The organism is Paracoccus marinaquae (assembly GCF_018860165.1).
Lineage (GTDB): Bacteria > Pseudomonadota > Alphaproteobacteria > Rhodobacterales > Rhodobacteraceae > Paracoccus > Paracoccus marinaquae.
Genome location: NZ_JAHKNG010000013.1, coordinates 66,681 through 92,164, shown reverse-complemented (window position 1 = coordinate 92,164; position 25,484 = coordinate 66,681). Strand labels below are relative to the sequence as shown.

The window sequence follows — 25,484 nt, the reverse complement described above, 5'->3', positions numbered from 1 at the left end:
CCGAGACGGCGAAAAAGAAACGAAAGGAGACATCTGCATTGACGCCAACATGACGCGCAGAACATAACAACCGGGTGGGTCAGATCTCGGTGACAATGCCGGGTCAATTCTCAGTGGCAATCAACAGCCGAAGCCAATCGGCGCGGCCCCTTGCCGGGCCTTCGCTACCTTACAATTTCAGTCGGAGACTATAGAGCCTGATTCTTTTAGACAGTCTTTGCGGTGGAACAAATTGAACGGCGGGCACCCGCCGGCTGGTCCTGCTCCTGCAAAATCGGCGTCTGGCGGGTCATGATGCCGGCTGGCGTCCGCTGTCGATCCTTGGCATCACCACCCGCGCCAGCGTCGCCGGCGTGATCGGTTTGTGCAGGATCTCGATTCCATGCCGATCCGCCGCCTGTCGCAGAGCGTCCGAGCGGTCGGCCGTGATCAGGCATTTGGCGGGGGCGTTCGGCAGCAGCCGGCCGATGGCGCTGAGGCAGGCGATCCCGTCCATGCCCGCCCCCAACTGGTAATCCACGAGGCACAGATCGGGCTCGACGCCGGTTTCCTCCAGCAATTCCAGGGCATCTTCGCCTGAAGTCACGTCCAGCACGTTGACGCCCCATTGCTCAAGCAGTTGCGACAGCGCCGAGGTCACCTCGGCATCGTTCTCGACCAGAAGCGCCGTCACGTCGACCGCGCGCTCCTGCTGCGCAAGCCCGTCGGCGTCGGCCGGTTCGGCATCGCGGCGGTCGCCAAGTCCGGTCGAGGCGATCTCGACCGAAAAGGTCGAGCCGCATCCCGGGGCCGAGCGCAGGTTCAGCATATGCCCCAGCAGCGAGGCGGCGCGTTCGACGATGGCCAGCCCCAGGCCCAGCCCCTCGGCCGCCGATGCCTTGGCATCCAGCCGCTTGAACTCCGCAAAAACGATCTCCTGATCCTTCTCGGCGATGCCGCGGCCGGTATCGCGGACCTGGATCAGTTGCCGGCCGGGCCTTCCGCGGGCAGCGACAAGGATGCGGCCCCGATCGGTATAGCGGATCGCATTCGAGATCAGGTTCTGCAGGATCCGCCGCAGGTAGATGCGATCCGACAGAACCGTCGCCTCGACCGGGCGCACCACCAGCCGCAACCCCTTCTGTTCGGCGATCGGGGTGAATTCCTCGCGCAGTTGCCGGAACAGCGGCCCCAAAGCGATCGGCTCGACCGTCAGCGCCGCCTGTCCCACCTCCAGCCGCGAAATGTCCAGAAGCGCCTCGAGCAGCGCGCTGACCGAATCCAGCGATCGCTGGGTCTTTTCCAGCTTGGCGCGCTGCCCGCCGTCATCGGCCTCTTCCAGCAGCGAGCCGACATAGAGCGTCGCCGCCGACAGGGGCTGCATCAGGTCATGGCCGACCGCGGCGACGAAACGGGCGCGCGACGCATTGGCACGCTCGGCACTGGCCAGCGCATCCTCAAGCTCCAGCGTCCGGTCCAGCACCCGCGCCTCCAGCGTTTCGTTGGCATGGCGGATCGCCTGCATGGCGTTCTTGTGTTCGGTGATGTCGTCCAGCGACATCACGAAGCCGCCATCCGGAATTTCCTGCGCGAAGAGGGCAAAGCTGCCGCTGCCGCCGCGGCGCCGGATCTCGACCTCGAAACTGGTCTTGCGGCGGACCGAGCGCGCCCAGTCGGCCAGCATGTTGGCGCCCTGATGCGGCGGGAAGGCGAACTGGGCGCGCAGCTGGTGCCACAGATCGTCGAAATGCAGGCCGGGGCGCAGCCGGGTGCGCGGCAGGGTCAGCATCTCGGTCAGGTTGGCATTCCAGCCCAGCAGCCGCAGCCGGGCATCGAAGATGCAGACCCCCAGCGGCGCATGATCCAGCGTCGCCTGCAGGATCCGGGTCTGGTCGTCCAGCAGCCGGCCGCGTTCCTCGCGTTCGGCCCGGATCAGGTCGGTGACCTCGGTCTGGATGATGGCGGTGCTGCCATCCGGGGTGCGCTGCTCCGAGACCTGGACCCAGCGGCCGTCGGCCATGCCCTGGGTCAGGATGAAATGCCGCTCGTTGTGGCGGTGCTTGCGCATGGCGATCCACTCGTCACGGCTCATCCCGTCGGGCAGCTGCAGATGGTGCGATCCCGCGGCCAGCTGGAGATAATCGTCGAAGCTGAGGCCGGGCTTCAGCCCCTCGACGATATCGGGCAGCAGCGCATTGAAGCGCGAATTGCACATGATCAGCACGTCCGAGGCGTCGAACAGCGCAAAGCCTTCCTGCACCGCCTCGATGGCGTTGGACAGGTTCTGCCGGGCGATGTCATTGTCGCGATAGGCATCGGACAGCCGCGCATTCGAGGCGTTCAGCAGATCCAGTGCATGTTCAAGATCGCGGGTGCGGGCGCGCACCTCGTCCTCCAGCACCGCTGCGCGCTGGAACTGGGCATAGCCGACGCCGCTGTCGCCCGGCAGATCCTCGATATGGCGGATCAGCGACTGGGTGATGCGCACCAGCTTTTCATGCCGGCGCCCGATATCGTCCGCGGGCGACATCATCCGTTCGATATCGGCGGGCAGGCGCGGCTCGGTCATCGCGCCTCGGCGGGGTCGTAGAAGGCGACGCCGGTGAAGGTCTGGTTCACATGCATGGCGCCGAACTGCTCGCCATAGGTCGAGAAGCCGGCGACCTTGTTCTCGCGCAGGATCTGCGACACCTCGCGCGATTTCTGCCGGCTTTCGGCGTCGATGCGTCGGAACAGGCAGTCGAAGGCCAGCACCAGCGAGGGATCGCCCTCCTGCTTCAGCCCTTTCAGCGCCTCGTCGAGATGGGCGGCGATATCGCTTTGCTCGGACAGCGTCAGCACCATGCCCTCGGCAATCGCGCCGAAGAAGACCAGCGCCCCGTCCGCGCCGACATGCTGGATCGACCGGACATGGTGCCGCCCGCCGGCACGCACCAGAACCGGGCGGGTCGCAAAGACCTCGGGCCCGAGGCTTTCCAGCGGAACCCCAGCGAGCCGCGCATATTCCGGCGCCGCCGGTTCGTCATTGATGCGCAGCACCGCGCGGCTCTGCGGATCGGCGCTGGTCACCACCATCTGCGTGCGCGAGGGCCGGGTGCAGTCGAAGGAAAAGGTCTTCAGCGGCGTGCCCACCCGCAGCAGGCACAGCACTGCCGCCCGGTCATGGATGGCGCCGGCAACGAAGACCTGCGTGCGTCGGTAGGTCCGGCCATCCCCGGCCGAGCCGCCGACCACCGGCACCGGACCGAGCCCGCCGGCAAGCGAGGCGATCAGATGCTCTTCCCGGCCGGACAGCCCGTCGACCATCAGGATGCCCAGTTCATGCGCGAAATCTCCGGCGCGACGGTGCAGGCTTTGCCGGGCACGCTGAAGCTGGGCGACGACGACGCGGGAATCGACCGTGTCGACGGGGTCGATCAGGATCGTCTCGGCGGCAAAGCTGGCGGCCGGAAAGCCGATGGCGACGATGCGGCCATCGGCATAGCCTTCCTCGCACAGCTCGCCCCCCGTGGAACAGCCGGCGATCTCGGTCGCCGGCAGCAATTCCCGCGCCCGGCGCAGCAAGGCCGGCAGGTCGGTCGAGGCGGCGGTGAACAGCAGGACAAGGGCGAAGGGGCCGGCACCGAGGATGCCGGACAGGGCGAAGGCGGGATCGGGATCGTCGGCGAAGACCGAGGCGCGAACCGGCGCGGTCGTCGACAGGTTCGGCGGAAAGCCGGTGAGCGAGGGGTTAAGAATGTCCTCCTGCATCGCTCAGTTGCCCCGTCATCGTTGCATCGCGCGCCATCAGCACGGCCTGGGTGCGTGACGACACCCCCAGCTTGCGCATGATCGCGGTGACATGCGCCTTGACCGTCGTCTCGGCGATCGCCAGTTCGTAGGCGATCTGCTTATTCATCTTGCCTTCGCAGATCAAATCAAGAATTTTCGCCTGCTGCCGGGTCAGTTGCGACAGCCGCCGGATGGCCGCCGTCCCGCCTTTCTGCGGCATCGCGTCCATCTCGTCATCACCCGGCAGGTCGGGGGCATAGATCTCGCCCGCCGCCAGCGCCTGAAAGGCGGCGCGGAAGATCTCGCGGCGCGAATGCTTGGGCACGAAGCCGGCTGCACCCGCGGCCAGCGCCGAACGGATCACCCGCGTCTCGTTGACCGAGGTGACCAGCAGGATCGGCAGGTCGGGGGCGATGCGGCGCAGCGTGACCAGCCCCTCGAGCCCGTCCACGTCGGGCAGGTTCAGATCCAGCAGCAGCACGTCGAAGGCCCGACCGGATTCGAGGAACCCGGCCGCCTGGCCAAGGCTTTCGGCATGGGTCACCTGCTCAATCCCCGAGACCGATTGCAGCGTCATCGCCAGGGCATCGCCGAACAGTGGATGATCCTCGATGATCAGCGCGGTCCGGAATACGGAAGGGGCGTCAGGGGGCGTCGTTTCTGCCATGTGATTTCCCTCTTTCCGAGAAGTCCCGCGTCTTCATCCTAGATCGTAGCAGATCCCGCGCCGACCTGTAAAAAGGTCTCATGACCGAAGGCCGGGGCGGGGATGGAAGGGGCGCGAACCGCGGGTCCGCGCCCCCTGTTCTCAGCGATCGTCGGCGCCGGTCAGTTCGATGCCAGCTGCTTCGGCAGCTTGAAGGTCCAGACCGTGCCGCCCTGATTGAGGTAGTTGACCTTCTTGGCGACCTCGCCGCCCCAGAGCGGGACCGCACCGCCCCAGCCCGAGACGATCGTGACATATTGTTCGCCATCCTGTTCCCAGGTGACCGGCTGGCCGACGATGCCCGAACCGGTCTGGAAGGACCACAGCACCTCGCCGGTTTCATCGTCCAGCGCCAGGAAATCGCCCTCGGGATTGCCGAGGAAGACCAGTCCGCCGGCGGTGGTCATGACCCCGCCCCAAAGCGGCGCGTCGTTCTTGTACTCCCACTTGATCTCGCCGGTATTGGGGTCCATCGCCTTCAGGCTGCCGATATGATCCTCGAAGATCGGCTTGATGGTGAAGCCTGCGCCCAGATAGGCGGCGCCCTTCTTGTAGCTGATCGGCTCGTTCCAGATATCCATGCCCCATTCGTTCGAGGGCACATAGAACAGTTCCGTCTTCTGGCTATAGGCCATCGGCATCCAGTTCTTGCCGCCGAGGAACGAAGGCACCGAAAAGACCTGCTGGCCCTTGCCACCCTCGGCCGAGGTGTCGGGCGCGCCGGGACGGTTGGCCTCGTTGTAGATCGGGCGCCCGGTCTCATCAATGCCCGAGGCCCAGCTGATCTCGCTGACGAAGGGATAGGCGTTGACGAATTTCCCGTCCTCGCGGTTCAGGACGTAGAAAAAGCCGTTGCGGTCGGCGGTGGCGAAACGCTTGTTGCCGTCCTTGTCGACGAAGGGCACCACCTCGTTGACGCCGTCGAAATCCCAGCCCTCGCGCGGGGTGGTCTGGAAATGCCACTTGATCTCGCCGTTTTCGGGGTCGATGCCGAGGCGCGAGGCGGCATAGAGATTGTCGCCGCTGTTGTCCGGCGCGGGTTCGCCGGCGCCGCGCAGATGGCTGTTCCAGGGCGCGGGGTTGCCGGCGCCGAAGATGAGCGTGTTCGTGTCGGCGTCATACGAGCCGCCCATCCAGGTGGCGCCGCCGCCGGTCTTCCACATGTCGCCCGGCCAGGTCGCGTTCAGCGTGCCGGTCATGGTGCTTTCCTGGCCGTTCAGCGTACCCATATGGCCCTCGATCACCGGACGGGTCCAGACCAACTCGCCGGTTTCGGCGTTGCGGGCCTGCACCTCGCCGACGATGCCGAATTCACCGCCGGAATTGCCGGTGATAACCAGCCCGTTCACGACCAGCGGCGCGGCGGTGTAGGAATAGCCCTCCTTGTAATCGGCGATCTTCTTGTTCCATTTCACGTCGCCGGTCTTCAGGTCCAGCGCCACGACGCGCGCATCCAGCGTGCCGAAATAGAAATTGTCGCCATAGATCGCGCCACCGCGGTTGACGACGTCGCAGCAGGGCAGGATCCCCTCGGGCAGGCGGGCGTCGAACTGCCAGACCTCCTTGCCGGTCTTCACGTCGATCGCATAGACCCGCGAATACGAGCCGGTGACATACATCATGCCGTCATGGATCAGCGGCTGGGTTTCCTGGCCGCGCTGCTTCTCGCCGCCGAACGAGAAGGCCCAGGCCGGCACCAGATTCTGGATATTGTCCTTGTTCAGCGTGTCGAGCGGGCTGAAGCGCTGCAGGTCGCGGCCCATGCCGTTGGTCAGCACGTCGCCCGTGGTCTGCTGGTCTTTGGCCAGATCTTCCTCGGTGACCGCCGCCGTGGCGGCCGAGGCCAGCCCGGTCATCGCAATGACCGCTGCAAGCACGAATCTGTTCATCTGTTTTCCTCCGCTTGGTCCGGGCCTCCGCGGCGTTCCGCACATTCAGAGGCAATCCCGTCCGAGTATGGGAGGCGGAACCCGCCCGTATATTGTCCATTGGTCGAAGGCCCACGCCGCCGGCCTAGACCATGGTCGTATTTCGCAGCGTGGTGAATTTCCTCAGGCTTTCCGGCAACCGGAGGAGAGGAGACACCCGATGCGCGGCAGAATTCCCGCGGCGATGGCCTGCGCCCTGACGGCTGGAGCGGCGACAGCCGAACAGGTCCGCATCGACCTGATCGAACGGCAGGTGACGCCGCCGCCGATCCTGTCGAACATGATCGCTCCGCCCGCGGATCTGGGGGCGGCCGGCGCGCGGCTGGCGGTGACCGACATCGCCACCACCGGCAAGTTCATGGGCCATGATTATGCGCTGCACGAAACCATCGTGGCACCCGAGGCGGAATTCCTGCCGGCCGTCCGTGCGGCACTGGCCGATGGCGCCCGGCTTCTGGTGGTGAAGGCCCCGCCGGCCGATCTGCTGGCGCTGGCCGATCTGCCCGAGGCTGCTGACGCGGTGATCTTCAACAGTTCCGCCCCTGACGACACTCTGCGTGGCGCGGATTGCCGCGGCAACCTGCTGCACACCACGCCCAGCCTTGCGATGCGCGCCGACGCGCTGTCGCAATTCGCACTGAAGAAGCAATGGACCGATCTGGCGCTGGTGCAGGGCCCCAATCCCGAGGATGCGGCCTTCGCTGAGGCGCTGCGCCGCTCGCTGACCAAGTTCGGGATCAAGGTGAAGGGCGAGAAGGGCTGGGCCTTCGATGCCAACATGCGCCGCGTCGCCTCGGCCGAGGTGCCGCTGTTCACGCAGGACCTGCCGGATCACGACCTGCTGCTGGTCGCCGACGAGCGCGGCGATTTCGGCCGCTATATCGCCTATAACACCTGGGTTCCGCGTCCGCTGGCCGGATCCGAGGGGATCATCCCGAAAGGCTGGTCCGGTGTGGTCGAGCAATGGGGTGCGGCGCAGTTGCAGGGCCGGTTCCGCGATCTGGCGGGCCGCGAGATGCAGACCGAGGATTTCGGCGCCTGGGCGGCGGTGTCGGCCATCGGCGAGGCGGTGACGCGCAGCAAGACCGCCGATCCCGCCGCCCTGCGCGCCTACCTTCTATCCGACCAGTTCCGGCTGGCGGGGTTTCTGGGAACGCCGCTGAGCTTTCGTCACTGGGACGGCCAGATGCGCCAGCCGGTGCCGCTGGTGACCGACCGCGCCGTGGTCGGCCTCGCCCCGCTGGAGGGGTTCCTGCACGAACGATCCGAACTTGACACGCTGGGGCAGGACCTGCCCGGCACCGAATGCACCCGATTTGGAGAGATGCCATGACCCGCCGCCTGCTTGCCCTGACCACCGCCCTGTCCCTTGCCTCGCCGGCGCTGGCCGACGAGATCTGGGTCACCAACGAACTGGACGACACGATCAGCGTGATCGATACCGGGACGCTGGAGGTGAAGGCCACCTATCCCACCGGCCAGCGCCCGCGCGGGGTGACCTTCTCGCGCGATTTCAAGCGGCTCTATATCTGTGCCTCGGATTCCAATGCGGTGCAGGTGATGGATCCCGATACCGGTGAGATCCTGCATGACCTGCCCTCGGGCGCGGATCCCGAACAGTTCGTGATCTCGCCCGACGACCGCTTGCTCTATATCGCCAATGAGGATGACGCCATCACCACCGTTGTCGATACGGAATCGCGCAAGGTCGTGGCCCAGATCGATGTCGGGATCGAGCCCGAGGGGATGGGAATCTCGCCCGACGGCAGGATCCAGATCACCACCTCCGAGACGACCAACATGGCGCATTGGATCGACACCGAAAGCCAGCAGATCATCGCCAACACGCTGGTCGATTCACGCCCCCGCCATGCCGAGTTCAGCCCCGATGGCAAGGAATTGTGGGTCAGCTCGGAAGTCGGCGGCACGGTCACGGTCTTCGATGTCGCCACCCAGGCCGAACTGGCGAAGATCGGCTTCGAGTTGCCCAATGTCCGCCCCGAAAGACTGCAACCGGTGGGCATGCGGTTCTCGCCCGATGGCAGCAAGGTCTTTGCGGCCCTCGGCCCGGCGGACCATATCGCGGTGATCGACGTGGCCAGCCGCACGGTCGAGGATTATATCCTCGTCGGCCGGCGCGTCTGGCACATGGCCTTCTCGCCCGATCAGACGCAGCTGTTCACCACGAACGGCGTTTCTGGCGATGTGACGGTGATCGATGTGGCCTCTCTCAAGCCCTTGAAAACCATCAAGGTCGGGCGATTCCCCTGGGGTGCCACGGCCCGGCCAACCCCCTGATAGGTCGTATCTACCATGGTCGAATTGCTGCACGCGCAGCCTCGGCAGTAACTGTCTCAAGCGCACAGGACGAGGAGGAAACCTGACCATGACCACCCTGTTTCACAAGGCCCTGATCACCGCCGTCGCAGCCGGCTGCATCGCCATTCCGGTGCAGCTTCTGGCCCACGGCGATGTCGCCCCGCAGCCGCTGAACACCGATGCGCTGCCCGATGTGGGCGAGGAATGGCTGACCGAGAACCCCTATCGCGCCGAAGCGGCGGGCGATGATGTCTGGCTGCAGGCGGTGAAGGTCGGCGATTCCGGCTACAACCAGAACTGCGCCCGCTGCCACGGCCTCGGCGCGGTCTCGGGTGGGTTGGCCCCCGACCTGCGCTTCCTCGAAGCCGAGGAATATGGCGACGAATGGTTCATCGAGCGGTTCCGCCACGGCTATACCCAGGACGGCACCACCAAGATGCCGGCCTTCGGCGATGTGCTGGGCCAGAAGGCAGCCTGGGCGATCCGCACCTATGTCGAGACCCGTCCCGAGGATGGCGCGCTGGACGACCAGACCGCCCGGCTGACCGAAATCCGCGATCTTCTGGCCGCGAATGACGGCGATGCCGATGCGCTGAAGGTCGAACTCGAGGAAATTTCCACCGGCGTGGCCACGGCCTCGGGCGCTCCGGTCGCCGACAGCCCGGTCTCGCGCGCGGCCGCCGCCCTGGCCGGGGCACCGGCCAATCGCCAGGCCGCGGCCGAAATGCTGACGGTCGGCCTCTCGGCCTCGCATTGAGACCGGTCATGCCGCGCTTCCCCTCCATCTGCGCGGCATTCGGGGTGGCGGTCATGGCCGCCGCCCCGGTATTCGCGGCCTGCGAAGGCGTCGCACCCGAGCAGCGGCTGCAGAACACCTTCCCGCAGGATATCGGCCGCAGCCTCGACCGGATTGTCGAGGACGGCTGGATCGAGGTCGCGGTCTATGAGGATTTTCCGCCCTGGTCCTGGGAACAGGACGGCCGGCCCATGGGCATCGATGTCGATCTTGCCCGGCTGATCGGCGAGGGCCTGGGCGTCGAGGCCCGCATCCGCATGGTGCAGGCCGGTGAGATGCTGGATCAGGACCTGTTGAACTATGTCTACAAGGGCGCGGTGGTCGGCGGGCGGGTCTCGAACCTGTTCCTGCATGTGCCCTATGATGTCGATTACGCCTGCCGCTTCGATCAGGTGGTTTTCACCGGGATCTATGCCGAAGAGCATCTGGCCATCGCCTATCGTCGGGCCGACTATCCCGACAAGGCGCCGGTTCCGGCCTATTTCCGCTATGATCCGGTCGGGGTCGAGAATGACTCGATCTCGGATTTCTTCCTGACCTCGCTGGTCGGGTCGTCGGCGGACAAGATGCACCGCTATGCCAGCCTTGCCGGCGCCATGGCGGCGCTGGCGGCGGGCGAGGTCAAGGCCGTGATGGGGCCGCGCGCCCAGCTGGAAGCCGGGGCGGCAGAGGGTATCGCCATCCACGAACCGCCGTTTCTGGGGCTGGAGCGGTCGAGATGGACGCTGGGCCTCGCCGTTTCCACCCAGCACCGCCCGCTGGCCTATGCGGTGGATGATGTGATCGCCGCCGCCATCGCCGATGGCCGCCTGCAACGGATCTTTGCGCAATACGGCGTCAGCTACCTGCCCGCCGCCAGATAGCCGCCGGGGCGGAGCGGACAAGCCCGCGTCACGCGGGCGACCCTCGGGATCATCTCGGCGAGGTGAAGAACGCCGGCGCCGCATGGCCCGTGCCGACGCAGTCCAGAAAGGCCGCCGCCGTCTCCAGCGCCTCGCGGATGGTCACGTCCATGTCGAGATAGCGATAGGTTCCCAGCCGGCCGACGAAGGTCACGCCGGTCGTCGCCTCGGCGCGGGTAATGTAGTCGTCGAGAAGGGCTTTTTCCTCGACCAGCCGGATCGGGTAATAGGGGATGTCGTCGGGGCCGCAGGCGCGGCTGTATTCGCGATAGCAGATGCTGCCCTCGTGGCTTTCCCAGGGGCTGAAATGCTTGTGCTCGGTGATCCGGGTCCAGGGCACCTCGCGGTCGCCGTAATTCATCACCGCGCAGCCCTGATAGTCGCCCTGACAGGTGAAACGCTCGAAATCCAGCGTGCGATAGCCCAGCCGGCCCAGGTCGTAATCGAAGAACCCGTCCAGCGGCCCCGACCAGAAGACGTGACCGGCGGCCCCGGCCATGTCGGGCGTATAGGGGGTGTTCAACTCGACCGTGATGTTCGGATGCTCGAGGATCGCCGCGATCATCGGGGTATAGCCGTCTCTCGGCATCCCCTGGAATCGGTGGAAGAAATAGTTGTCATCATAGTTGAAGCGCACCGGCAGGCGCTTCAGGATCGAGGCCGGCAGTTCGGTCGGCGCGCAGCCCCACTGCTTTTCGGTATAGCCCTTGAAGAATGCCTCATAGAGATCGCGGCCGACGAAGCGCAGCGCCTGTTCCTCGAAATTCTGCGGGTCCTCGATGGTCAGGTCGGCCTCGCCGGCGACGAAGTCGCGTGCCTCGTCCGGGCGCATGGCCTTGCCGAAGAACTGGTTGATGGTCAGCAGGTTGATGGGCAGCGAATAGACCGCGCCTCGGGTGGTCGATTTGACCCGGTTCTGGAACGGCATGAATTCGGCGAAGCCGTTCACATAGGCCCAGACCTCCTCGTCATCGGTGTGGAAGATATGCGGGCCATAGACATGCATCATCACGCCGGTCTCGGGGTCGCGTTCGGTAAAGCAGTTGCCGCCGATATGGCCGCGGGTGTCGATGATCCGGCAATGATGACCCGCCTCGGCCAGCCGGCGCCCGATCACCGCACCGGAGAGCCCCGCACCCACCAGAAGTATCTGCATCCTCTCCCGCCTGTTTCCCATTCGCCCGTCCCCCGGCAGGGTCGCACCCTATTCGGCCAGCATCAACACGTCCTCGTGGCTGCGGTCCAGCCGTCCGGCCAGCCCGTCGCGCATGGCCACGGCCAGAACCCGCCGGAAGCGGCCGGCCTCGGCCCCGTAGTCGCGCGCCTTGCGACGCCACTTCACCGCCAGCACCGGCACCAGCGGCCAGAAGAACGGCCCCGCCGCGACCCGATAGGCGATCAGCGCGTTGCGATACATGTAATAGACCTTCCACACCGGGTTCAGCACCAGCCCGGTTGCCCCCTGCATGGCCTCGGTATCGTGCTCGAAACGGATGCCCGGCGCAAAGCCGATGCGCAGGCCGCGGCGGCGCATGGTCAGCGTGTAAAGCTGGTCGTCGCCATAGATGAACAGGCGCGGGTCGGGCAGGCCGGCCCGGTTCAGGGCCGCGCGCGACAGAAACAGGCCGACGAAGGATGCCATGTCGACCTCGACCAAGGGCGCATCCGGCGCATAGGCCGGATCCTGCAGATGAAAGCCGCGCCGGCCCCCGCCCGACAGCGTTCGCAGGAACTCCGCCCCGCGCCAGAACGGATTGCGGTAGGGCCGGTTCATTTCGCAGATGCGGCCATCGGGATGAAAGACCGCAGCGCCAACTGCATCCCAGCCCGTACGGTCCATGGCGCGAAAGGCGGCCATGGCGCCGGGTGCCGGGCGGCCATCGTCATCCATCACCACCACCCAGTCGGGATCCAGACGGTCGCGGACCTCGCGCAGCGCTTCCGAAAATCCTCCGGCGCCGCCCAGATTCTGCGCGCTGCGGCGCAGGATAAGGCGCGGATCGGTGATCCCGCCCAGCCATTCGGCGGTTCCGTCGGTCGAGGCATTGTCGAAGACCAGCAGATGATCCACCGGCTGGGCCAGCAGCCGCGCCACGGTTTCCCGCAGCTTGCCCAGGCGTTGATGGGTGACGACCACCGCCGCGAGCCGCAGCACTTTGGCCCGATCTGTCCGATCCGCGCTCAAGCCGGGCGCCGGAACGGGTTCGACAGCGCACCAACGCGCGTCGTGGCCGAGTCGGGTGGAAAGTGTGTGATCGGCATGGCTTGTCTTGAGGAGGTGCAGGGCAGGTCGGGAACGCCCCATGTGAAGGGGCCGGGGCAGGAAAGTTGGCGGCTGTGGGATCGTCCCGGTCTTGTGATCAATGCCCGCCGAAACGTCAAGCGGGCTGCCCGACACTTCGGAAAGCGTCGTGGTGGGAGGGCGATCCGGATGATCCGCCCGTCCGGCCGCGTTTCGATGCCCGCATGGGCCCGGTCAGATACACAGGGTTTCTGACGCTCCCTCACTCGAACGCATGGCATTCGGGCTCGATATATGTCGAGCATTACAACCGGACGATCCGGCACGAATGGCTGGACTTCTACATCTTTGAAACCATCGGGGAGGTGCAAGAGGTCGCCACCGAACGGCTATGGATCTACAGCATCAGAGGCATCTCACCGCGTAAACTTCTTGTACTTCACGCGCTTCGGCTCGATCGAATCCGGGCCCAGGCGGCGCACCTTGTCTTCCTCATAGGCCTCGAAGTTGCCCTCGAACCATTCGACATGGGCGTCGCCCTCGAAGGCGAGGATATGGGTGCAGAGGCGGTCGAGGAAGAAGCGGTCGTGGCTGATTATGACCGCGCAGCCGGCGAAATCCTCGAGCGCGGCTTCCAGCGCCTGCAGGGTCTCGACGTCCAGATCGTTGGTAGGTTCGTCCAGCAGCAGCACGTTGCCGCCGGATTTCAAGAGCTTGGCCATGTGGACGCGGTTGCGTTCGCCGCCCGAGAGCTGGCCGACCTTCTTCTGCTGGTCGCCGCCCTTGAAGTTGAAGGCGGAACAATAGGCGCGGCTGTTCATGGTCGCGTCGCCCAGCACGATCTGTTCGGCCCCGCCCGAGATTTCCTCCCACACGGTCTTGCCGGCGGCGAGCGCGTCGCGGGACTGGTCGACATAGCTGAGATGCACCGTCTCGCCGAAGACGATCTCGCCCGCGTCGGGTTTTTCCTGCCCGGTCAGCATGCGGAACAGGGTGGACTTGCCGGCGCCGTTGGGGCCGATCACGCCGACGATGCCGCCGGGCGGCAGGCTGAAATCCAGATCCTCGATCAGAAGCTTGTCGCCCATCGCCTTCTTCAGCCCCGAGACCTCGATCACCTTGTTGCCCAGGCGTTCGCCGTTCGGGATGATGATCTGCGCGCGGCTGAGTTTCTCGCGCTCGGACTGGCCGGCCAGTTCGTTATAGGCGTTGATCCGGGCCTTCTGCTTGGCCTGACGGGCCTTGGCGCCGGCGCGGATCCATTCCAGTTCGCGTTCCAGCGTCTTCTGCTTGGCCTTGTCCTCGCGCGCCTCCTGTTCCAGCCGCTTGGCCTTCTGTTCCAGCCAGGCCGAGTAGTTGCCCTCGTAGGGGATGCCGCGGCCGCGATCCAGTTCCAGGATCCAGCCGGTGATGTCGTCGAGGAAATAGCGGTCGTGGGTGACGATCAGGATCGTGCCCTTGTATTCGATCAGGTGCTTTTGCAGCCAGGCGATGGTTTCGGCGTCGAGGTGGTTCGTCGGTTCGTCCAGCAGCAGCATGTCGGGCGCCTCGAGCAGCAGCTTGCAGAGCGCGACGCGGCGGCGCTCGCCGCCCGAGAGGGTTTCGACATCGGCATCGTCGGGCGGGCAGCGCAGCGCCTCCATGGCGACATCGATCTGGCTGTCCAGATCCCACAGGTTCTCGGCGTCGATCTCGTCCTGAAGCCTGGCCATCTCGTCGGCGGTTTCGTCCGAATAGTTCATCGCCAGGTCGTTATAACGGTCCAGCTTGGCCTTCTTGGCGGCCACGCCCAGCATGACATTCCCGCGCACGCTGAGCGCGGGATCCAGTTGCGGCTCCTGCGGCAGATAGCCGACGGTCGCGCCCTTGGCGGCCCAGGCCTCGCCGGTGAAATCCTTGTCGAGGCCGGCCATCACCCGCAGCAGGGTCGATTTGCCGGCGCCGTTGACACCGACGACGCCGATCTTGACGCCGGGCAGGAAGTTCAGGCGGATGTTCTCGAAGACCTTCTTGCCGCCGGGATAGGTCTTGGACACGCCGTCCATGTGGTAGACGAACTGATAGGACGCCATCTGCAATCTCCTGCACTCGTTTGCGGCTATGTAAGGGAAAGCGCGGGCCGGGAAAAGGTCAGCGCAGGTCGGCCATGAATTCGGCCGGCATCCGCGCGGCCAGAAAGTCGAATTGCGGCTCCAGCCTGGCGCGCAGGACGGCGCGGGCCTCGTCCGGCACGGACAGTCCGGCGGGCGCGGCGAAGACCTTCTTGTGCAGGCCGCGATAGCTGGCGGCGGGCAGGTCGAGGAAGGTCTCGACATCGTGCAGCAGGCCGCCGGGGTCGCGGGCGATGCGGCCGAAGGGCAGGACCAGCAGCCGGTCGGGGCCGAAGCGGGCCTGCCAGCGCGGCAGATAGGCCGCGTAATCGCCGCGGTTCATCAGCACCGGATCCTCGATCTCGCGCAGCCAGTCGTCGAGGCTGGCGGGTTTGCGGCCCTTGCGTTTCAGGTTCATCTTCAGCTGCGAGATGGCGCGGTCCACCGGGTGGCGGATGATATAGATGAACTGCGCCTGCGGCAGGAAATCGCGGACGAAATCCACGCCCTCGTCGGGCAGCGTGGAATATTCGGGCGTGATGTCGATGGGCCGGGTGCCCTGCGGCGCGGGGGCGAAGACCCGGCGATACCAGCCCTCGGTGAACATCCGGCCCGAGGTGATCTCGGCCACATAGGCCAGCATCTCGGGCGACAGGGGGGTGCCGCTGGCGATATGGCGGCGGATCAGGTTTTCCTTGCTGCGGCGGAAGTGCCAGGGCAGCCATTTGCGGTGTTCGGGCACGAAGCGGTGGCTGAAGAACTGCACTTCCTTGAAGGGCGGGGTCCAGATCCGCGGGTGCTGGGCCAGCATCTCGCTGAGCCAGCTGGTGCCGGCCTTCTGCGCGCCGATACCGATGATGCGCGGCTTGCGCGGCTTGCCCTCGGGATCCCAGGCGATCTGTTCCGCGTCGGTCATGCCGGCCGGTTACCCCCGCGACAGGGGCGCGCGACGGTGTGGCCCGGGGATGCCGGGCGGGGGCGGGGGCCGTTTCCTGTCACTTTGAGCGCAGCTTCACGATGTTGCTTTGCGAATGGTTGGCATAGGTCGGCCAGTCGGGTTCGTAATCCTCGGCCTGGTTGCCCCAGACGGCCCAGTCCTTGCGCGGGCCGCGGGCGAACATCTCCAGCCGCGGGCCCCAGCTGCAATCCTCGATCAGCCGGTACTGCTCATCCGGCTTGCGGCTGTGTTCGCGCTTCTGGCTGACAAGGATGTTTTCCTGCGACCGGCCCGGCGCCAGCGTGCGGACATCGCGCCCGCGCACGCCGAACAGCAGGATCTCGGTCACATTGCGGAAATAGAAGCCGACGCCGCGCCGGTCGGGGCCGCCATCCTTGCGGATCTTGTACCAGATCAGGTTGCTTTTGTACTTGAAGCCCCAATGCTCCATCACCTTCAGCCCCTCGGGCAGCAGGGCATTGGGCACCCACAGGTAGAGATGCGCGCGCGGGGCGGCGATGGCCTCGACCGGCAGGTCGCAGATCGCGTCCAGGGTCATGGTGGGATAGCGTGACAGGCGCTTGTGTTCGGGCGCCATCTTGCCGGTGCGGTTCTGGAACTGCCAGGGGGGATCGGCCAGAATCGTGCCGAACCGGGTCGATCCGGCCGTGGCCAGAAGATCGTCAGCGGCGCTGCTCATCCCCTTCTCCGTCAACATATAGTGCCTTGGTTATACCGAATACCAATAGCGGACATCCGGCGCCGCCGCCACCTTCAATTCGCGGCAACAGCTTGGACATATGCGTGGTCGATTCGCCATAGGAGGATCCGCGCCCCAGATCCTTGAAGATCTGCTGCAATTCGTCCGCGCGCGTCACGATCACGCCGACGCTGAGGGCGCGCAGGTCGAACAGCAGGCGGAAATTGTTCAGGTCGCGGTCGTAGAACGGGTCCTTGTTGTTCCATTCGATTTCAAGGCCGATGCCGTTCCGGAAGCAATCGACCTTGTGGGTCGGGCTTTCGGTCAGGGCCTCATCGACCATGATGCCGGTGCGAAACAGCCTTTCGCGCCAGCCGCGGCCTTCCAGAAAGCTGTCGATGAAGCCCGAGACGCGCGACTTGTTGCCGCCGCCGACCTCGATCCATTCGCGGCGCAGCCGGAAGGCGGTCAGCACGTCGATGATGTCCTGCCATTCGTCGGGGAAGTCATGGGCAAGGATGGCGCTGGCATGGCGCCATTCATGCACCTCGTAGTGATCGCTGATGAAGGCGGGCAGCCGGTTGTGCAGGCTCACAACCGGCCCCAGAGGTCGTATTCGCCGGCCTCGTCCACGGTGACGGTCACGATATCGCCGGGCTTCAGCGCCTCGAAACCTTCGTCGATGAACAGGTTGCCGTCGATCTCGGGCGCGTCGGCCTTGGTGCGGCAGGTCGCGCCTTCGGCATCCACCTCATCGACGATCACCTCGATCCGCTGGCCGACCCTGGCCGCCAGCCGGGCCTCGCTGATCGCCTGCGCCTTCTGCATGAAGCGGTCGAAGCGGTCCTGCTTGATGTCCTCGGGCACATGATCGGGCAGGTCATTGGCCCGCGCGCCCTTGACGTTTTCGTATTGGAACGCGCCGACGCGATCCAGTTGCGCCTCGTCCAGCCAGTCCAGCAGGGTCTGGAATTCGGCCTCGGTTTCGCCCGGATAGCCGACGATGAAGGTCGAGCGCAGGGTGATCTCGGGGCAGATGCTGCGCCAGGCGGCGATCTCGTCCAGCGTCCTGGCCGCCGCCGCGGGCCGGGCCATGCGCCGCAGCGTGTCGGGATGGGCGTGCTGGAAGGGGATGTCCAGATAGGGCAGCACGCGGCCATCGGCCATCAGCGGGATCAGGTCGCGCACATGCGGATAGGGATAGACGTAATGCAGCCTGACCCATGCCCCGAGGCTGCCCAGGTCGCGCGCCAGATCGGTGATATGGGCGCGGTGGCCGCGTTCCTCGGCGAATTTGCGGTCAAGGCCATAGGCGCTGGTGTCCTGGCTGATGACCAGCAATTCCCTGACCCCGGCCTCGACCAGTTTCTCGGCCTCGCGGACGACCGCATGGGCGGGGCGGCTGACCAGTTTCCCGCGCATGTCGGGGATGATGCAGAACTTGCACTTGTGGTTGCAACCTTCGGAAATCTTGAGATAACTGTAGTGTCTCGGGGTCAGGCTGACGCTGCTTGCCGGCAGCAGGTCGACGAAGGGATCGGGCTTCGGCGGCACCGCCCCATGGACCGCATTCAGCACCGTTTCATATTGATGCGGTCCGGTGACGGCCAGAACCTTGGGATGCGCGCCGGTGATATAGTCCGGTTCCGCCCCGAGGCAGCCGGTGACGATCACCCGGCCGTTTTCCCGCAGCGCCTCGCCGATCGCGCCCAGCGATTCCGCCTTGGCGCTGTCCAGAAAGCCGCAGGTGTTGACGATCACCGCATCGGCGCCGGCATAGTCGGGGCTGATCGCATAGCCCTCGGCCCGCAGCCGGGTCAGGATGCGTTCGCTGTCGACCAGCGCCTTGGGGCAGCCGAGGCTGACCATGCCGATGGTCGGCTGGCCTTCGCGGCGGACATCGGGGATGGTCGCACGGGCAAGGTCGGGGCGGAGGGCTGGCGGGTTCTGGCTCATGGCCGAGTCTGTAGGTTCAGGCCCCGTCAAAATCAAGCGGAGGCGCGGGTGGAACGCGAAACGGGCGGCAAGGGCCGCCCGTTCCCGAGGTGCCGCGTGCCGCCTGTTCAGTCGGACGAGACGCTGGCCAGCGCGATCATCGAGATGCCGCTGGAAATCAGTTCCACCGCCAGCAGGATGCCAAGGATGGTGGCGGCTGCGGCGGGGAAGTTGCCGAAGATCATCACCGCCAGCAGGACCGAGATCGCGCCGCTGATCAGCAGCAGCCAGAAGGCCCCGGTGCCGCGCAGCGAGAAGGACATCACCACCTTGAAGATGCCGGTCGCCATGAACAGCATCGCCACCATCAGCGTCAGCGAGATGATCCCGGCCAGCGGCTTGGCCAGCAGCATGACGCCCAGCAGCACGAAGGCGATACCGACAAGGATGATCCAGATGCGCCCGCCCCGGTCGGGCTGGCGGAAGGCGGCGAACAGTTCGAGGATGCCGAGGATCAGAAAGCCCCAGCCGGCAAGCTGTTCGGCGGTCAGCGTCGCGGCCAGCGGATTGGCCAGCGCGAAGATCCCGGTGATGACCGACAGCACGCCAAGCACGATCCAGAGAGTTCTATTCGTCATGGTTTCGTTTCCTTCCGATGCAGACATATTGCGCAAGTCTTGCATTGCCGGGGCGGTTTGCCCTGCCGAATTCTGGAACGTAATGGAATTTGCGCCGGGGCTGTAGCATATTTACGCCAACCGTCACGCTGCGGTCGCCCGGCGCTCACGCAGGCGTGGCTTTCCTTGTCGCGCCTGTTCGCGCAGATTGCCGATATGATTCAGAAATTGCGCCAATTTCATCCTGTTGCCGCCACGGCCCTGCTGCTGAGCCTGGCGCTGAGCGTCGCCCCGGCCCTGGCCGAAAAGGGGCCGCCGCGGAACACCATCGATATCTGGAACAACAGCGGCGGGAACGTGCTGCAGATGGTGCAGCGGCGCAACGACCTGGCGCGTTCCGGAAAGACGGTGCGGATCCGCGGCTATTGCCGCTCGGCCTGCACCATGCTGATCACCATGCCGAATGCCTGCCTTGGGCCGCAGGCGCGGATCGGCTTTCACGCGCCGCGCATCCCCAACACCACGATCATTCCGCCGATGGTCGATCAGATCATGGGCAGTTACTATCGCAATGGCATCCGCGACCGCTGGTATTCCGGCTGGAACCGTTCGATCGACATGAAGGTGATCACGGCCGCCGACTATGTGCGCCTGGATCCCCAGACGCGCATCTGCGACAGCCTGAAGCCGCGCCGGGGCCGGAAGGGCAGGGGATAGCCGGGGCCTCCGCGTCAGCGGAACTGTTTCGCCAGCTTCAGGCCCTGACCCTGATAGTTCGAACTGATCCCCGCGCCATAGAGCCGGTCAGGCCGCGCCGCCATGCGTTCATAGACCAGACGACCCACGACCTGCCCGTGTTCCAGCACGAAGGGGGCCTCGTGGCAGCGGACCTCGAGGACGCCGCGCGCGCCCGCGCCGGCCTCGCCGATGCCGAAGCCCGGGTCGAAGAAGCCGGCGTAATGGACGCGGAATTCGCCCACCATGGCGAGGTAGGGCGCCATCTCGGCGGCGCAATCGGCGGGGATCGCCACCGATTCGCGGCTGACGAGGATGTAGAAGGCGCCGGGGTCGAGGATCAGCCGACCCTCGGTCGTGCGCAATTCGTCCCAGAACTCGCGCGCGTCATAGGCGCCGATCCGGTCGAGGTCGATCACGCCGCTATGCGGGCGGGCGCGATAGCCGACCAGATCGCCCGTTTCGGGGCGCAGATCGACCGAGAAGCCGAGGCCGTGGTCGATCAGCGCCTCGCCACCGACCAGCGGTTCGCGCGCGTTCAGGGCGTGCAGTTCCGTGTCGGACAGCACCGCCTGGCCACGGCGCAGGCGCAACTGGTTCAGGCGCATCCCCGGACGGACGAGGACGGAAAAGCTGCGCGGGCAGATCTCGGCATAGAGGGGGCCGTCATAGCCCTCGGGCAGGCGGTCGAATTCGGTGCCGTCATCGGTGACCAGCCGGGTCAGCAGGTCCAGCCGGCCGGTCGAGGATTTCGCGTTCGCGACGGCGGTCAGGCCGGCGGGCAGCGACAGCCGCTCCATCAGCGGGACCAGATAAACGCAGCCGCGCTCCAGCACGGCGCCGTCGCCGAGATCCATCTGATGCATGCAGAAATCGGCCAGGCGGTCGGTGATGCGCCGGCCCTTGCCGGCCAGAAAGCTGGCGCGCAGGCGATAGGCGGTGGTGCCAAGCCGCAGATCGAGGCTGGCCGGCTGGATCTGTTCGGGGATGACCTGAGGGCTGGCGGTGATGGCGCCGGTCGCGATCAGATGGCGGATTTCGCTGTCAGGCAGAACGCCGTTCATGCCGCTCTCCCCGGCTTGGCTGCGGATACGGAAACGCCCACCCCCGAAAGGGGATGGGCGTTTTCGGAATGGTCGGGCCGGCGAGATTCGAACTCGCGGCCTTCCGCCCCCCAGACGGACGCGCTAACCAGGCTGCGCCACGGCCCGACGCCGGCCATATAGAGCGAAGCGGCGGGGCTGCACAAGGGCCGCAAGACGGAAATCTGTGTCACTGGCGGGAATTGCGCCTCAGTAGAGGGTCGCGATCACGTCGCGCAGCGCGGCAAGCTGCGGCGTCGCGCGCGGCAGGCGGGCATCCCCCTCGGGAAGGGCGCGCAGACTGACCGACAGGCTGACCAGACCAGCCAGCCAGGCCGCGTCATCGGCGGCCCTGTCGAGTTCGGGAAACAGCGGCAGCGACCCGTTGCCGTCCGACAGGCGGCGACGGTGGCGATGGCGGGATTTCGGGCCGTGCGAAGCCATGTCCTGAAAATCCTCTTCGGAAACCGGATCGGGATCGTTGTGCTCCGGCAGTGCCGCCACACCCGTATCGGCCAGATGCGGGGCGGGCAGGGAATCGGCCGGCGCCGGGTCGGGTTCGGCGGTCATGAGATCGCCGAGTCGCATCGCGCCGCGCGCGCGTACCGCCTCGCCACGGTCGCGGGCCAGCATCTTGCGGGCACCGCGAATCGTCAGCCCTTCCTCGCGCAGAACCTCGCAGAGCCCTGCGGCCAGACGAACATCCTCGGGCCGGTAATAGCGCCGTCCGTCGGGCCGCTTCATCGGCTTCAGCAGGCTGAACTGGGTTTCCCAGTAGCGCAGCACATGCGGGGCGACACCGATCAGGCTGGCGACCTCACCAATCGACCGGAATGCCTCTGCGCCCTTCTTCATGTCGCGGAAAACGCCCTATCTCTTGTTGCCGGCGGCAACGCGATCCTTCATCAGATGCGATGGCCGGAAGGACAGCACGCGCCGGGGGGTGATCGGGACCTCCTCGCCGGTCTTCGGATTGCGGCCGATCCGCTCGTTCTTGTCGCGCACGCTGAAGGTGCCGAAGGACGAGATCTTCACCTGTTCGCCCTCGACCAGGGCGTCCGAGATATGTTCGAGCACGCTTTCGACCAGTTGGGCGGATTCATGGCGCGACAACCCCACGTCACGGAACACGGCTTCGGCCAGATCCATCCGGGTCAGTGTTTTTTCGCCCATGATCTATCCTCTTTGGTCGGGGCAAGGATGTGATGGAAACGTCGTCCTGTCAACGAGAAGGGCGGGGAAATCGTTCCCCGCCCGTGACTTGCACCTTGAAAAATGCGCGATTTACTGCGCACAGGCCTCGATCTTGGCGAGGTCCGGGCCCATCGGCGTGCGACCCAGGTTGAACGGCGCCGAGGCGTCGCGCCACTGGGCATAGTTCTGCAGATAGCCGATCTGGCTGGCATAGACCTTCGCCGAAAGCGGGTTCTCGCAGGCGACTTCCTCGATCGTGGCGTTGGCGAGGTTCTGGATGTTCTCCAGCGTGGCGTCGTCCAGCCGGGTGATCTCGATCCCGGCATTGCTGAACTCGGTATAGGCGTCGGTCGCGCGCTTCTCGGTGAAGGCGAGGCTCCACAGCATGGTCGCGTCGGCGGCGATCTGCAGCTTTTCCTGCGTCTCCGCGTCCAGCGCGTCCCAGGCGCCCTTGTTGATCATCACCCCGAACAGCGAGGACGACTGGTGCCAGCCCGGCGTCGACCAGTATTTGGTGACCTGCTGGAAGCCGCCCGACCAGTCCACGTTCGGGGTCGAGAATTCGGCCCCGTCGATCACCCCGCGCTCCAGCGACTGATAGATCTCGCCGCCGGCCATGCTGACCTGATTGCCGCCCAGCTTCTCAAGCAGCTTGCCCTGTTCCAGCCCCGACAGGCGCAGGCGCAAACCCTTGAGGTCGTCGGTGGTGCGGATCGCCTTGTTGACGGTGCGGAAGCCCGATTCGTTGTTGGTCACGCCATAGGGCAGATAGACCATGCCGAACTTGCCATAGACCTCGTTGTAAAGCTCGGCCCCGCCCCATTCCTGGATCCAGTTGATGTAATCGACGGCGTTGAACAGGCTGGCGGTGGTCGAAAGCGGCGAGAAGGCGCTGTCGCGGCCGGCCCAGTAGCCCGGCCAGTCGCCGCCGGCCTGAATGGTGCCCGATTCGACGGCGCCGAAGACCTCGCCCGCCGGGACAAGGCTGCCGCCCTCGTAGAATTCGATGGTCAGCTTGTCGTCATCGACCAGCTTGTTGGCCAGATCGACCCAGTGCTTGTCGATCTCGATCAGTTCCAGGCTGGAGGGCCAGGTGCTGGTCATGGTCCAGTTCTCGGCCAGCGCCGGGGTGGCCACGGCCACGGCCACGGCGGCGGTGCTCAGCAGATGTTTCATTCGTTACCTCCTTGTGAAAACTCTCGTGAAAAGCGCCCCGGGCCCAGGGTCAGCCGCCATAGAGGGATTGCGGCAGCCATGTGACCAGGGCCGGGAAGAGGATGATCAGCCCGCACATCAGCAGGATCAGCCCGATGAAGGGCAGCACGCCGCGGATGATGTCGGTGGTCGACACCTCGGGCGGGGCGATGGCCCGCATGTAGAACAGCGCATAGCCGAAGGGCGGCGACAGGAAGCTGGTCTGCAGCACCACCGCCATCAGGATGACGAACCACAAAGGCTCAATCCCCATCTCGCTGACCAGGGGCAGGAAGATCGGGAAGGACAGCAGCACGATCCCGGTCCAGTCAAGGAACATGCCGAGGATGAACACCACCAGCAGCATCACCGCCACCAGCGTATAGGGATCGTCGGCCAGCCCGCGGATCAGGTCCTGGCTGGCGCGCAGGCCGCCGGTGATGTTGAAGACGCCGGTGAAGGCGGTGGCCCCGACCACGATGAACAGGATCATGGCCGAGGTCCGCCCCGTCTCCAGCAGGGCCGAATAGAAGGTCTTCCATTCGAAGCGGCCGCGGAAGATCACGATCAAAAGGGCCAGCACGGCACCGATGGCGCTGGCCTCGGTCGCGGTGGCGATGCCGGCCAGCAGCGAGCCGAGGATGCCGAGGATCAGCACCAGCGGCGGCACCGCCTCGACGATCAGCATCTGCCACATGGCGGCGCGGCTGATCTGTTCCTCGTCGGTGACCGGCGGCGCCCAGTCGGGCCGCACCCAGGCGATTACCGCGACATAGATCGCATACATCAGCCCCAGCAGCACGCCCGGGATCATCGCCCCCGCGAACAGCTGCCCGACCGACAGGCCCGGCGCATAGGAGGCCATCAGGATCAGCATGATCGAGGGCGGGATCAGGATGCCGAGGCAGCCCGACGAGGCGATCAGCCCGGTCGCCAGCTTCCGGTCATAGCCGTATTGCAGCATCGGCCGCAGCGCCATCATCCCCATGACGGTGATCGAGGCGCCGATGATGCCGGTGGTGGCGGCCAGCAGGATCGAGATGAACACCACCGCAAGGCCGAGGCCCCCGGTCACGCGCGCCATCAGGTGGCGCAAGGCCTCGAACATCTTGTCGGTCACGCCGCTGTCGGACAGGAACCGCGCCATCAGCACGAACAGCGGGATGGCGATCAGGACGTAATTGTCCAGCACATCGCCGAAGATGCGGTTGATGACGATGCCCAGCACCATCGGCTTGCCGGCGATCAGCGCGCCGAGAACGGCGGTGCCGCCCAGCACGAAGGCCAGCGGATGACCCATGAACAGGCCCAGAAGCAGCAGGCCCGACATGATCAGGGCGATGGATTCACCGGACATCGAAGGGCTCCATCGGCTCGAGGTGGTCGGCCTTGCCCAGCACCAGCTTCAGAAATTCGCTGACCCCCTGGATCAGCAGCAGCACGGCGGCCACGAACATGGCGATCTTCAGCGGATAGACCGGCAGTTGCACGGCCCCATAGGTCACCTCGCGCTGGCCGTAGGAGGTCATGGCGAAATCGAGGCTGCGGCGGGCGAAGACCCAGGCGAAGGGAAAGAAGAAGATGACGTAACCCGCCGCCTCGACCCAGCGGCGCAGGCCGTGGCTCAGCCGCTCGGTCACCAGGTCGACGCGGACATGCGACTGGTGGCGCAGCGCGTAGCCGCCCAGCATGATGAAATAGAAGCCGTAAAGCTGCTTGGTGACATCGAAGGCCCAGCGGGTCGGCTCGCCCAGGAAATAGCGCATGAAGACGTCGTAGATGATGATCCCGGCAAAGACGATGGCGACGACCGACACGATCCGGCCGACGACCTCGTTGATGCCGTCGATCAGGCGGATGACTGGCACTTGGTGAACCCTCCCAAGGTTCGCGGTGCGGTTTTCTGCACCTGCATTCGCGCGCAGTCTTTCCAAAGGCCGGCGGGCTGTCAACATGCGGGCGCATGACATTTCGAATTTGAAGGATGACGTAGGGGCAACTATGTTGTGACCGGACGGGATGGGGGTCAGATGGCCGGCGGATGGGTCCGCGACGACGCGGTGAACGATCAGATCGAGATCAGCACGGCCGAGGCCGTGGCCCGCGCCCGCCAGCGCGCGGCCCGGGCCGGGGGCGACAGCGCCGAATTCTGCGCCGAGTGCGACGAGCCGATCCCCGAGGCGCGCCGCATCGCCGTTCCCGGCGTCCAGCTCTGCACCGCCTGCCAGTCGGGCCGCGACCGGGTGCGGCGCGCGACCGGCGGCATCAACCGCCGGGCCAGCAAGGATTCGCAGCTGAAATAGCCGGCGCCCTTCTTCTTCACGAAAATATCCCGGGGGAGTCCCGCAGGGACGGGG

Annotated in this window: 24 protein-coding genes, 1 tRNA gene and 1 pseudogene; 7 read left to right on the top strand and 19 right to left on the bottom strand. The window is 65.8% G+C overall.

What is annotated here, in order from left to right:
* Positions 1–289 precede the first annotated feature (289 nt).
* The 4 genes from KNW02_RS09675 to KNW02_RS09660 all read right to left on the bottom strand — a co-directional run bounded on the left by KNW02_RS09675 (position 290) and on the right by KNW02_RS09660 (position 6,345).
* On the bottom strand, positions 290–2,548 hold the full coding sequence (locus KNW02_RS09675) for a hybrid sensor histidine kinase/response regulator (RefSeq protein WP_252733630.1): 2,259 nt from the start codon (positions 2,546–2,548) through the stop codon (positions 290–292).
* A complete protein-coding gene (locus KNW02_RS09670; protein ID WP_216033062.1) occupies positions 2,545–3,729 on the bottom strand; it encodes an FIST N-terminal domain-containing protein in 1,185 nt (394 codons plus the stop codon). Before KNW02_RS09670 ends, KNW02_RS09675 begins: the two co-directional genes overlap by 4 nt.
* On the bottom strand, positions 3,710–4,417 hold the full coding sequence (locus KNW02_RS09665; protein WP_216033061.1) for a LuxR C-terminal-related transcriptional regulator: 708 nt from the start codon (positions 4,415–4,417) through the stop codon (positions 3,710–3,712). The genes KNW02_RS09670 and KNW02_RS09665 overlap by 20 nt, the downstream gene beginning before the upstream one ends.
* 161 nt (positions 4,418–4,578) lie before the next feature.
* Positions 4,579–6,345 carry a PQQ-dependent methanol/ethanol family dehydrogenase gene (locus KNW02_RS09660; protein WP_216033060.1) on the bottom strand — a complete coding sequence of 589 codons (1,767 nt, stop codon included), beginning with the start codon at positions 6,343–6,345 and terminating at the stop codon, positions 4,579–4,581.
* A gap of 199 nt (positions 6,346–6,544) precedes the next feature.
* Between KNW02_RS09660 and KNW02_RS09655 the strand changes: the two genes are divergently transcribed.
* From KNW02_RS09655 to KNW02_RS09640, 4 genes are all read left to right on the top strand, one after another.
* Positions 6,545–7,717: an ABC transporter substrate-binding protein gene (locus KNW02_RS09655; protein ID WP_216033059.1), complete on the top strand. Its 1,173-nt coding sequence runs from the start codon at positions 6,545–6,547 to the stop codon at positions 7,715–7,717.
* On the top strand, positions 7,714–8,682 hold the full coding sequence (locus KNW02_RS09650; RefSeq protein WP_216033058.1) for a YVTN family beta-propeller repeat protein: 969 nt from the start codon (positions 7,714–7,716) through the stop codon (positions 8,680–8,682). Before KNW02_RS09655 ends, KNW02_RS09650 begins: the two co-directional genes overlap by 4 nt.
* 88 nt (positions 8,683–8,770) lie before the next feature.
* Entirely contained in the window at positions 8,771–9,460 is a 690-nt protein-coding gene (gene pedF / locus KNW02_RS09645) for a cytochrome c-550 PedF (protein ID WP_216033057.1), read from the top strand.
* Between the two features lie 8 nt (positions 9,461–9,468).
* A complete protein-coding gene (locus KNW02_RS09640; RefSeq protein WP_216033056.1) occupies positions 9,469–10,362 on the top strand; it encodes a transporter substrate-binding domain-containing protein in 894 nt (297 codons plus the stop codon).
* A gap of 49 nt (positions 10,363–10,411) precedes the next feature.
* Here the strand turns inward: KNW02_RS09640 and KNW02_RS09635 are convergent, their stop codons facing one another.
* Together KNW02_RS09635 and KNW02_RS09630 are read right to left on the bottom strand one after the other, a co-directional pair.
* Positions 10,412–11,557: a UDP-galactopyranose/dTDP-fucopyranose mutase family protein gene (locus KNW02_RS09635; RefSeq protein WP_216033055.1), complete on the bottom strand. Its 1,146-nt coding sequence runs from the start codon at positions 11,555–11,557 to the stop codon at positions 10,412–10,414.
* Between the two features lie 48 nt (positions 11,558–11,605).
* A complete protein-coding gene (locus KNW02_RS09630; RefSeq protein WP_348524707.1) occupies positions 11,606–12,556 on the bottom strand; it encodes a glycosyltransferase in 951 nt (316 codons plus the stop codon).
* A 380-nt stretch (positions 12,557–12,936) separates the two neighbouring features.
* Here KNW02_RS09630 and KNW02_RS09625 point away from each other — a divergent pair.
* A pseudogene (locus tag KNW02_RS09625) lies at positions 12,937–13,089 on the top strand (integrase core domain-containing protein); the annotation flags it as partial.
* On the opposite strand, the gene ettA reads toward KNW02_RS09625, so the two are convergent.
* The 6 genes from ettA to KNW02_RS09595 form a co-directional block, all read right to left on the bottom strand.
* The gene (gene ettA / locus KNW02_RS09620; protein WP_216033053.1) at positions 13,060–14,715 is read right to left on the bottom strand and encodes an energy-dependent translational throttle protein EttA; all 1,656 of its coding nucleotides are present in this window, start codon (positions 14,713–14,715) and stop codon (positions 13,060–13,062) included. The pseudogene KNW02_RS09625 and the gene ettA overlap by 30 nt on opposite strands.
* A 58-nt stretch (positions 14,716–14,773) precedes the next feature.
* Entirely contained in the window at positions 14,774–15,649 is an 876-nt protein-coding gene (locus KNW02_RS09615; protein ID WP_252733628.1) for a sulfotransferase family protein, read from the bottom strand.
* A 79-nt stretch (positions 15,650–15,728) separates the two neighbouring features.
* Entirely contained in the window at positions 15,729–16,370 is a 642-nt protein-coding gene (locus tag KNW02_RS09610; protein WP_216033052.1) for an MT-A70 family methyltransferase, read from the bottom strand.
* Complete coding sequence (locus KNW02_RS09605) at positions 16,354–16,965, bottom strand: BglII/BstYI family type II restriction endonuclease (RefSeq protein WP_216033051.1); 612 nt, start codon at positions 16,963–16,965, stop codon at positions 16,354–16,356. Before KNW02_RS09605 ends, KNW02_RS09610 begins: the two co-directional genes overlap by 17 nt.
* Positions 16,962–18,326, bottom strand: coding sequence for a 30S ribosomal protein S12 methylthiotransferase RimO (gene rimO, locus KNW02_RS09600; RefSeq protein ID WP_216033050.1), 1,365 nt, complete (start codon positions 18,324–18,326; stop codon positions 16,962–16,964). Before rimO ends, KNW02_RS09605 begins: the two co-directional genes overlap by 4 nt.
* 107 nt (positions 18,327–18,433) lie before the next feature.
* A complete protein-coding gene (locus tag KNW02_RS09595; RefSeq protein WP_216033049.1) occupies positions 18,434–18,943 on the bottom strand; it encodes an HdeD family acid-resistance protein in 510 nt (169 codons plus the stop codon).
* Between the two features lie 207 nt (positions 18,944–19,150).
* On the opposite strand from KNW02_RS09595, the gene KNW02_RS09590 reads away from it, so the two are divergent.
* Positions 19,151–19,639 (top strand): hypothetical protein, encoded by a 489-nt coding sequence (locus KNW02_RS09590; RefSeq protein ID WP_252733626.1) that lies wholly within the window; start codon positions 19,151–19,153, stop codon positions 19,637–19,639.
* Between the two features lie 14 nt (positions 19,640–19,653).
* Here KNW02_RS09590 and KNW02_RS09585 read toward each other — a convergent pair whose 3' ends face one another.
* The 7 genes from KNW02_RS09585 to KNW02_RS09555 form a co-directional block, all read right to left on the bottom strand.
* Complete coding sequence (locus KNW02_RS09585) at positions 19,654–20,721, bottom strand: 2'-deoxycytidine 5'-triphosphate deaminase (protein WP_216033047.1); 1,068 nt, start codon at positions 20,719–20,721, stop codon at positions 19,654–19,656.
* A gap of 69 nt (positions 20,722–20,790) precedes the next feature.
* A tRNA-Pro gene (locus KNW02_RS09580) sits at positions 20,791–20,868 on the bottom strand.
* An 81-nt stretch (positions 20,869–20,949) separates the two neighbouring features.
* Positions 20,950–21,594 carry a MerR family transcriptional regulator gene (locus KNW02_RS09575; RefSeq protein WP_216033046.1) on the bottom strand — a complete coding sequence of 215 codons (645 nt, stop codon included), beginning with the start codon at positions 21,592–21,594 and terminating at the stop codon, positions 20,950–20,952.
* Between the two features lie 15 nt (positions 21,595–21,609).
* The gene (ihfA, locus tag KNW02_RS09570; RefSeq protein ID WP_216033045.1) at positions 21,610–21,912 is read right to left on the bottom strand and encodes an integration host factor subunit alpha; all 303 of its coding nucleotides are present in this window, start codon (positions 21,910–21,912) and stop codon (positions 21,610–21,612) included.
* A gap of 111 nt (positions 21,913–22,023) precedes the next feature.
* Positions 22,024–23,109, bottom strand: a complete 1,086-nt coding sequence (gene dctP, locus KNW02_RS09565; RefSeq protein WP_216033044.1) for a TRAP transporter substrate-binding protein DctP — start codon at positions 23,107–23,109, stop codon at positions 22,024–22,026.
* A gap of 49 nt (positions 23,110–23,158) precedes the next feature.
* The gene (locus tag KNW02_RS09560) at positions 23,159–24,484 is read right to left on the bottom strand and encodes a TRAP transporter large permease (protein ID WP_216033043.1); all 1,326 of its coding nucleotides are present in this window, start codon (positions 24,482–24,484) and stop codon (positions 23,159–23,161) included.
* The gene (locus KNW02_RS09555) at positions 24,474–24,995 is read right to left on the bottom strand and encodes a TRAP transporter small permease subunit (protein ID WP_348524705.1); all 522 of its coding nucleotides are present in this window, start codon (positions 24,993–24,995) and stop codon (positions 24,474–24,476) included. The genes KNW02_RS09560 and KNW02_RS09555 overlap by 11 nt, the downstream gene beginning before the upstream one ends.
* Positions 24,996–25,157: 162 nt before the next feature.
* Here KNW02_RS09555 and KNW02_RS09550 point away from each other — a divergent pair, with 162 nt between their 5' ends.
* On the top strand, positions 25,158–25,430 hold the full coding sequence (locus tag KNW02_RS09550; protein ID WP_216033041.1) for a DksA/TraR family C4-type zinc finger protein: 273 nt from the start codon (positions 25,158–25,160) through the stop codon (positions 25,428–25,430).
* Positions 25,431–25,484: the final 54 nt, after the last annotated feature.

Bases quoted from the DNA above. Each gene is read 5' to 3' on its own strand.
- pedF (WP_216033057.1), top strand. From the start codon at position 8,771: ATGACCACCCTGTTTCACAAGGCCCTGATCACCGCCGTCGCAGCCGGC.
- KNW02_RS09650 (WP_216033058.1), top strand. From the start codon at position 7,714: ATGACCCGCCGCCTGCTTGCCCTGACCACCGCCCTGTCCCTTGCCTCG.
- dctP (WP_216033044.1), bottom strand. From the start codon at position 23,109: ATGAAACATCTGCTGAGCACCGCCGCCGTGGCCGTGGCCGTGGCCACC.
- KNW02_RS09670 (WP_216033062.1), bottom strand. From the start codon at position 3,729: ATGCAGGAGGACATTCTTAACCCCTCGCTCACCGGCTTTCCGCCGAAC.
- KNW02_RS09610 (WP_216033052.1), bottom strand. From the start codon at position 16,370: ATGAGCAGCGCCGCTGACGATCTTCTGGCCACGGCCGGATCGACCCGG.
- KNW02_RS09665 (WP_216033061.1), bottom strand. From the start codon at position 4,417: ATGGCAGAAACGACGCCCCCTGACGCCCCTTCCGTATTCCGGACCGCG.
- ettA (WP_216033053.1), bottom strand. From the start codon at position 14,715: ATGGCGTCCTATCAGTTCGTCTACCACATGGACGGCGTGTCCAAGACC.
- KNW02_RS09640 (WP_216033056.1), top strand. From the start codon at position 9,469: ATGCCGCGCTTCCCCTCCATCTGCGCGGCATTCGGGGTGGCGGTCATG.
- KNW02_RS09585 (WP_216033047.1), bottom strand. From the start codon at position 20,721: ATGAACGGCGTTCTGCCTGACAGCGAAATCCGCCATCTGATCGCGACC.
- ihfA (WP_216033045.1), bottom strand. From the start codon at position 21,912: ATGGGCGAAAAAACACTGACCCGGATGGATCTGGCCGAAGCCGTGTTC.
- KNW02_RS09615 (WP_252733628.1), bottom strand. From the start codon at position 15,649: ATGACCGACGCGGAACAGATCGCCTGGGATCCCGAGGGCAAGCCGCGC.
- KNW02_RS09560 (WP_216033043.1), bottom strand. From the start codon at position 24,484: ATGTCCGGTGAATCCATCGCCCTGATCATGTCGGGCCTGCTGCTTCTG.
- KNW02_RS09595 (WP_216033049.1), bottom strand. From the start codon at position 18,943: ATGACGAATAGAACTCTCTGGATCGTGCTTGGCGTGCTGTCGGTCATC.
- KNW02_RS09575 (WP_216033046.1), bottom strand. From the start codon at position 21,594: ATGAAGAAGGGCGCAGAGGCATTCCGGTCGATTGGTGAGGTCGCCAGC.
- KNW02_RS09655 (WP_216033059.1), top strand. From the start codon at position 6,545: ATGCGCGGCAGAATTCCCGCGGCGATGGCCTGCGCCCTGACGGCTGGA.
- KNW02_RS09660 (WP_216033060.1), bottom strand. From the start codon at position 6,345: ATGAACAGATTCGTGCTTGCAGCGGTCATTGCGATGACCGGGCTGGCC.
- KNW02_RS09550 (WP_216033041.1), top strand. From the start codon at position 25,158: ATGGCCGGCGGATGGGTCCGCGACGACGCGGTGAACGATCAGATCGAG.
- rimO (WP_216033050.1), bottom strand. From the start codon at position 18,326: ATGAGCCAGAACCCGCCAGCCCTCCGCCCCGACCTTGCCCGTGCGACC.
- KNW02_RS09675 (WP_252733630.1), bottom strand. From the start codon at position 2,548: ATGACCGAGCCGCGCCTGCCCGCCGATATCGAACGGATGATGTCGCCC.
- KNW02_RS09635 (WP_216033055.1), bottom strand. From the start codon at position 11,557: ATGCAGATACTTCTGGTGGGTGCGGGGCTCTCCGGTGCGGTGATCGGG.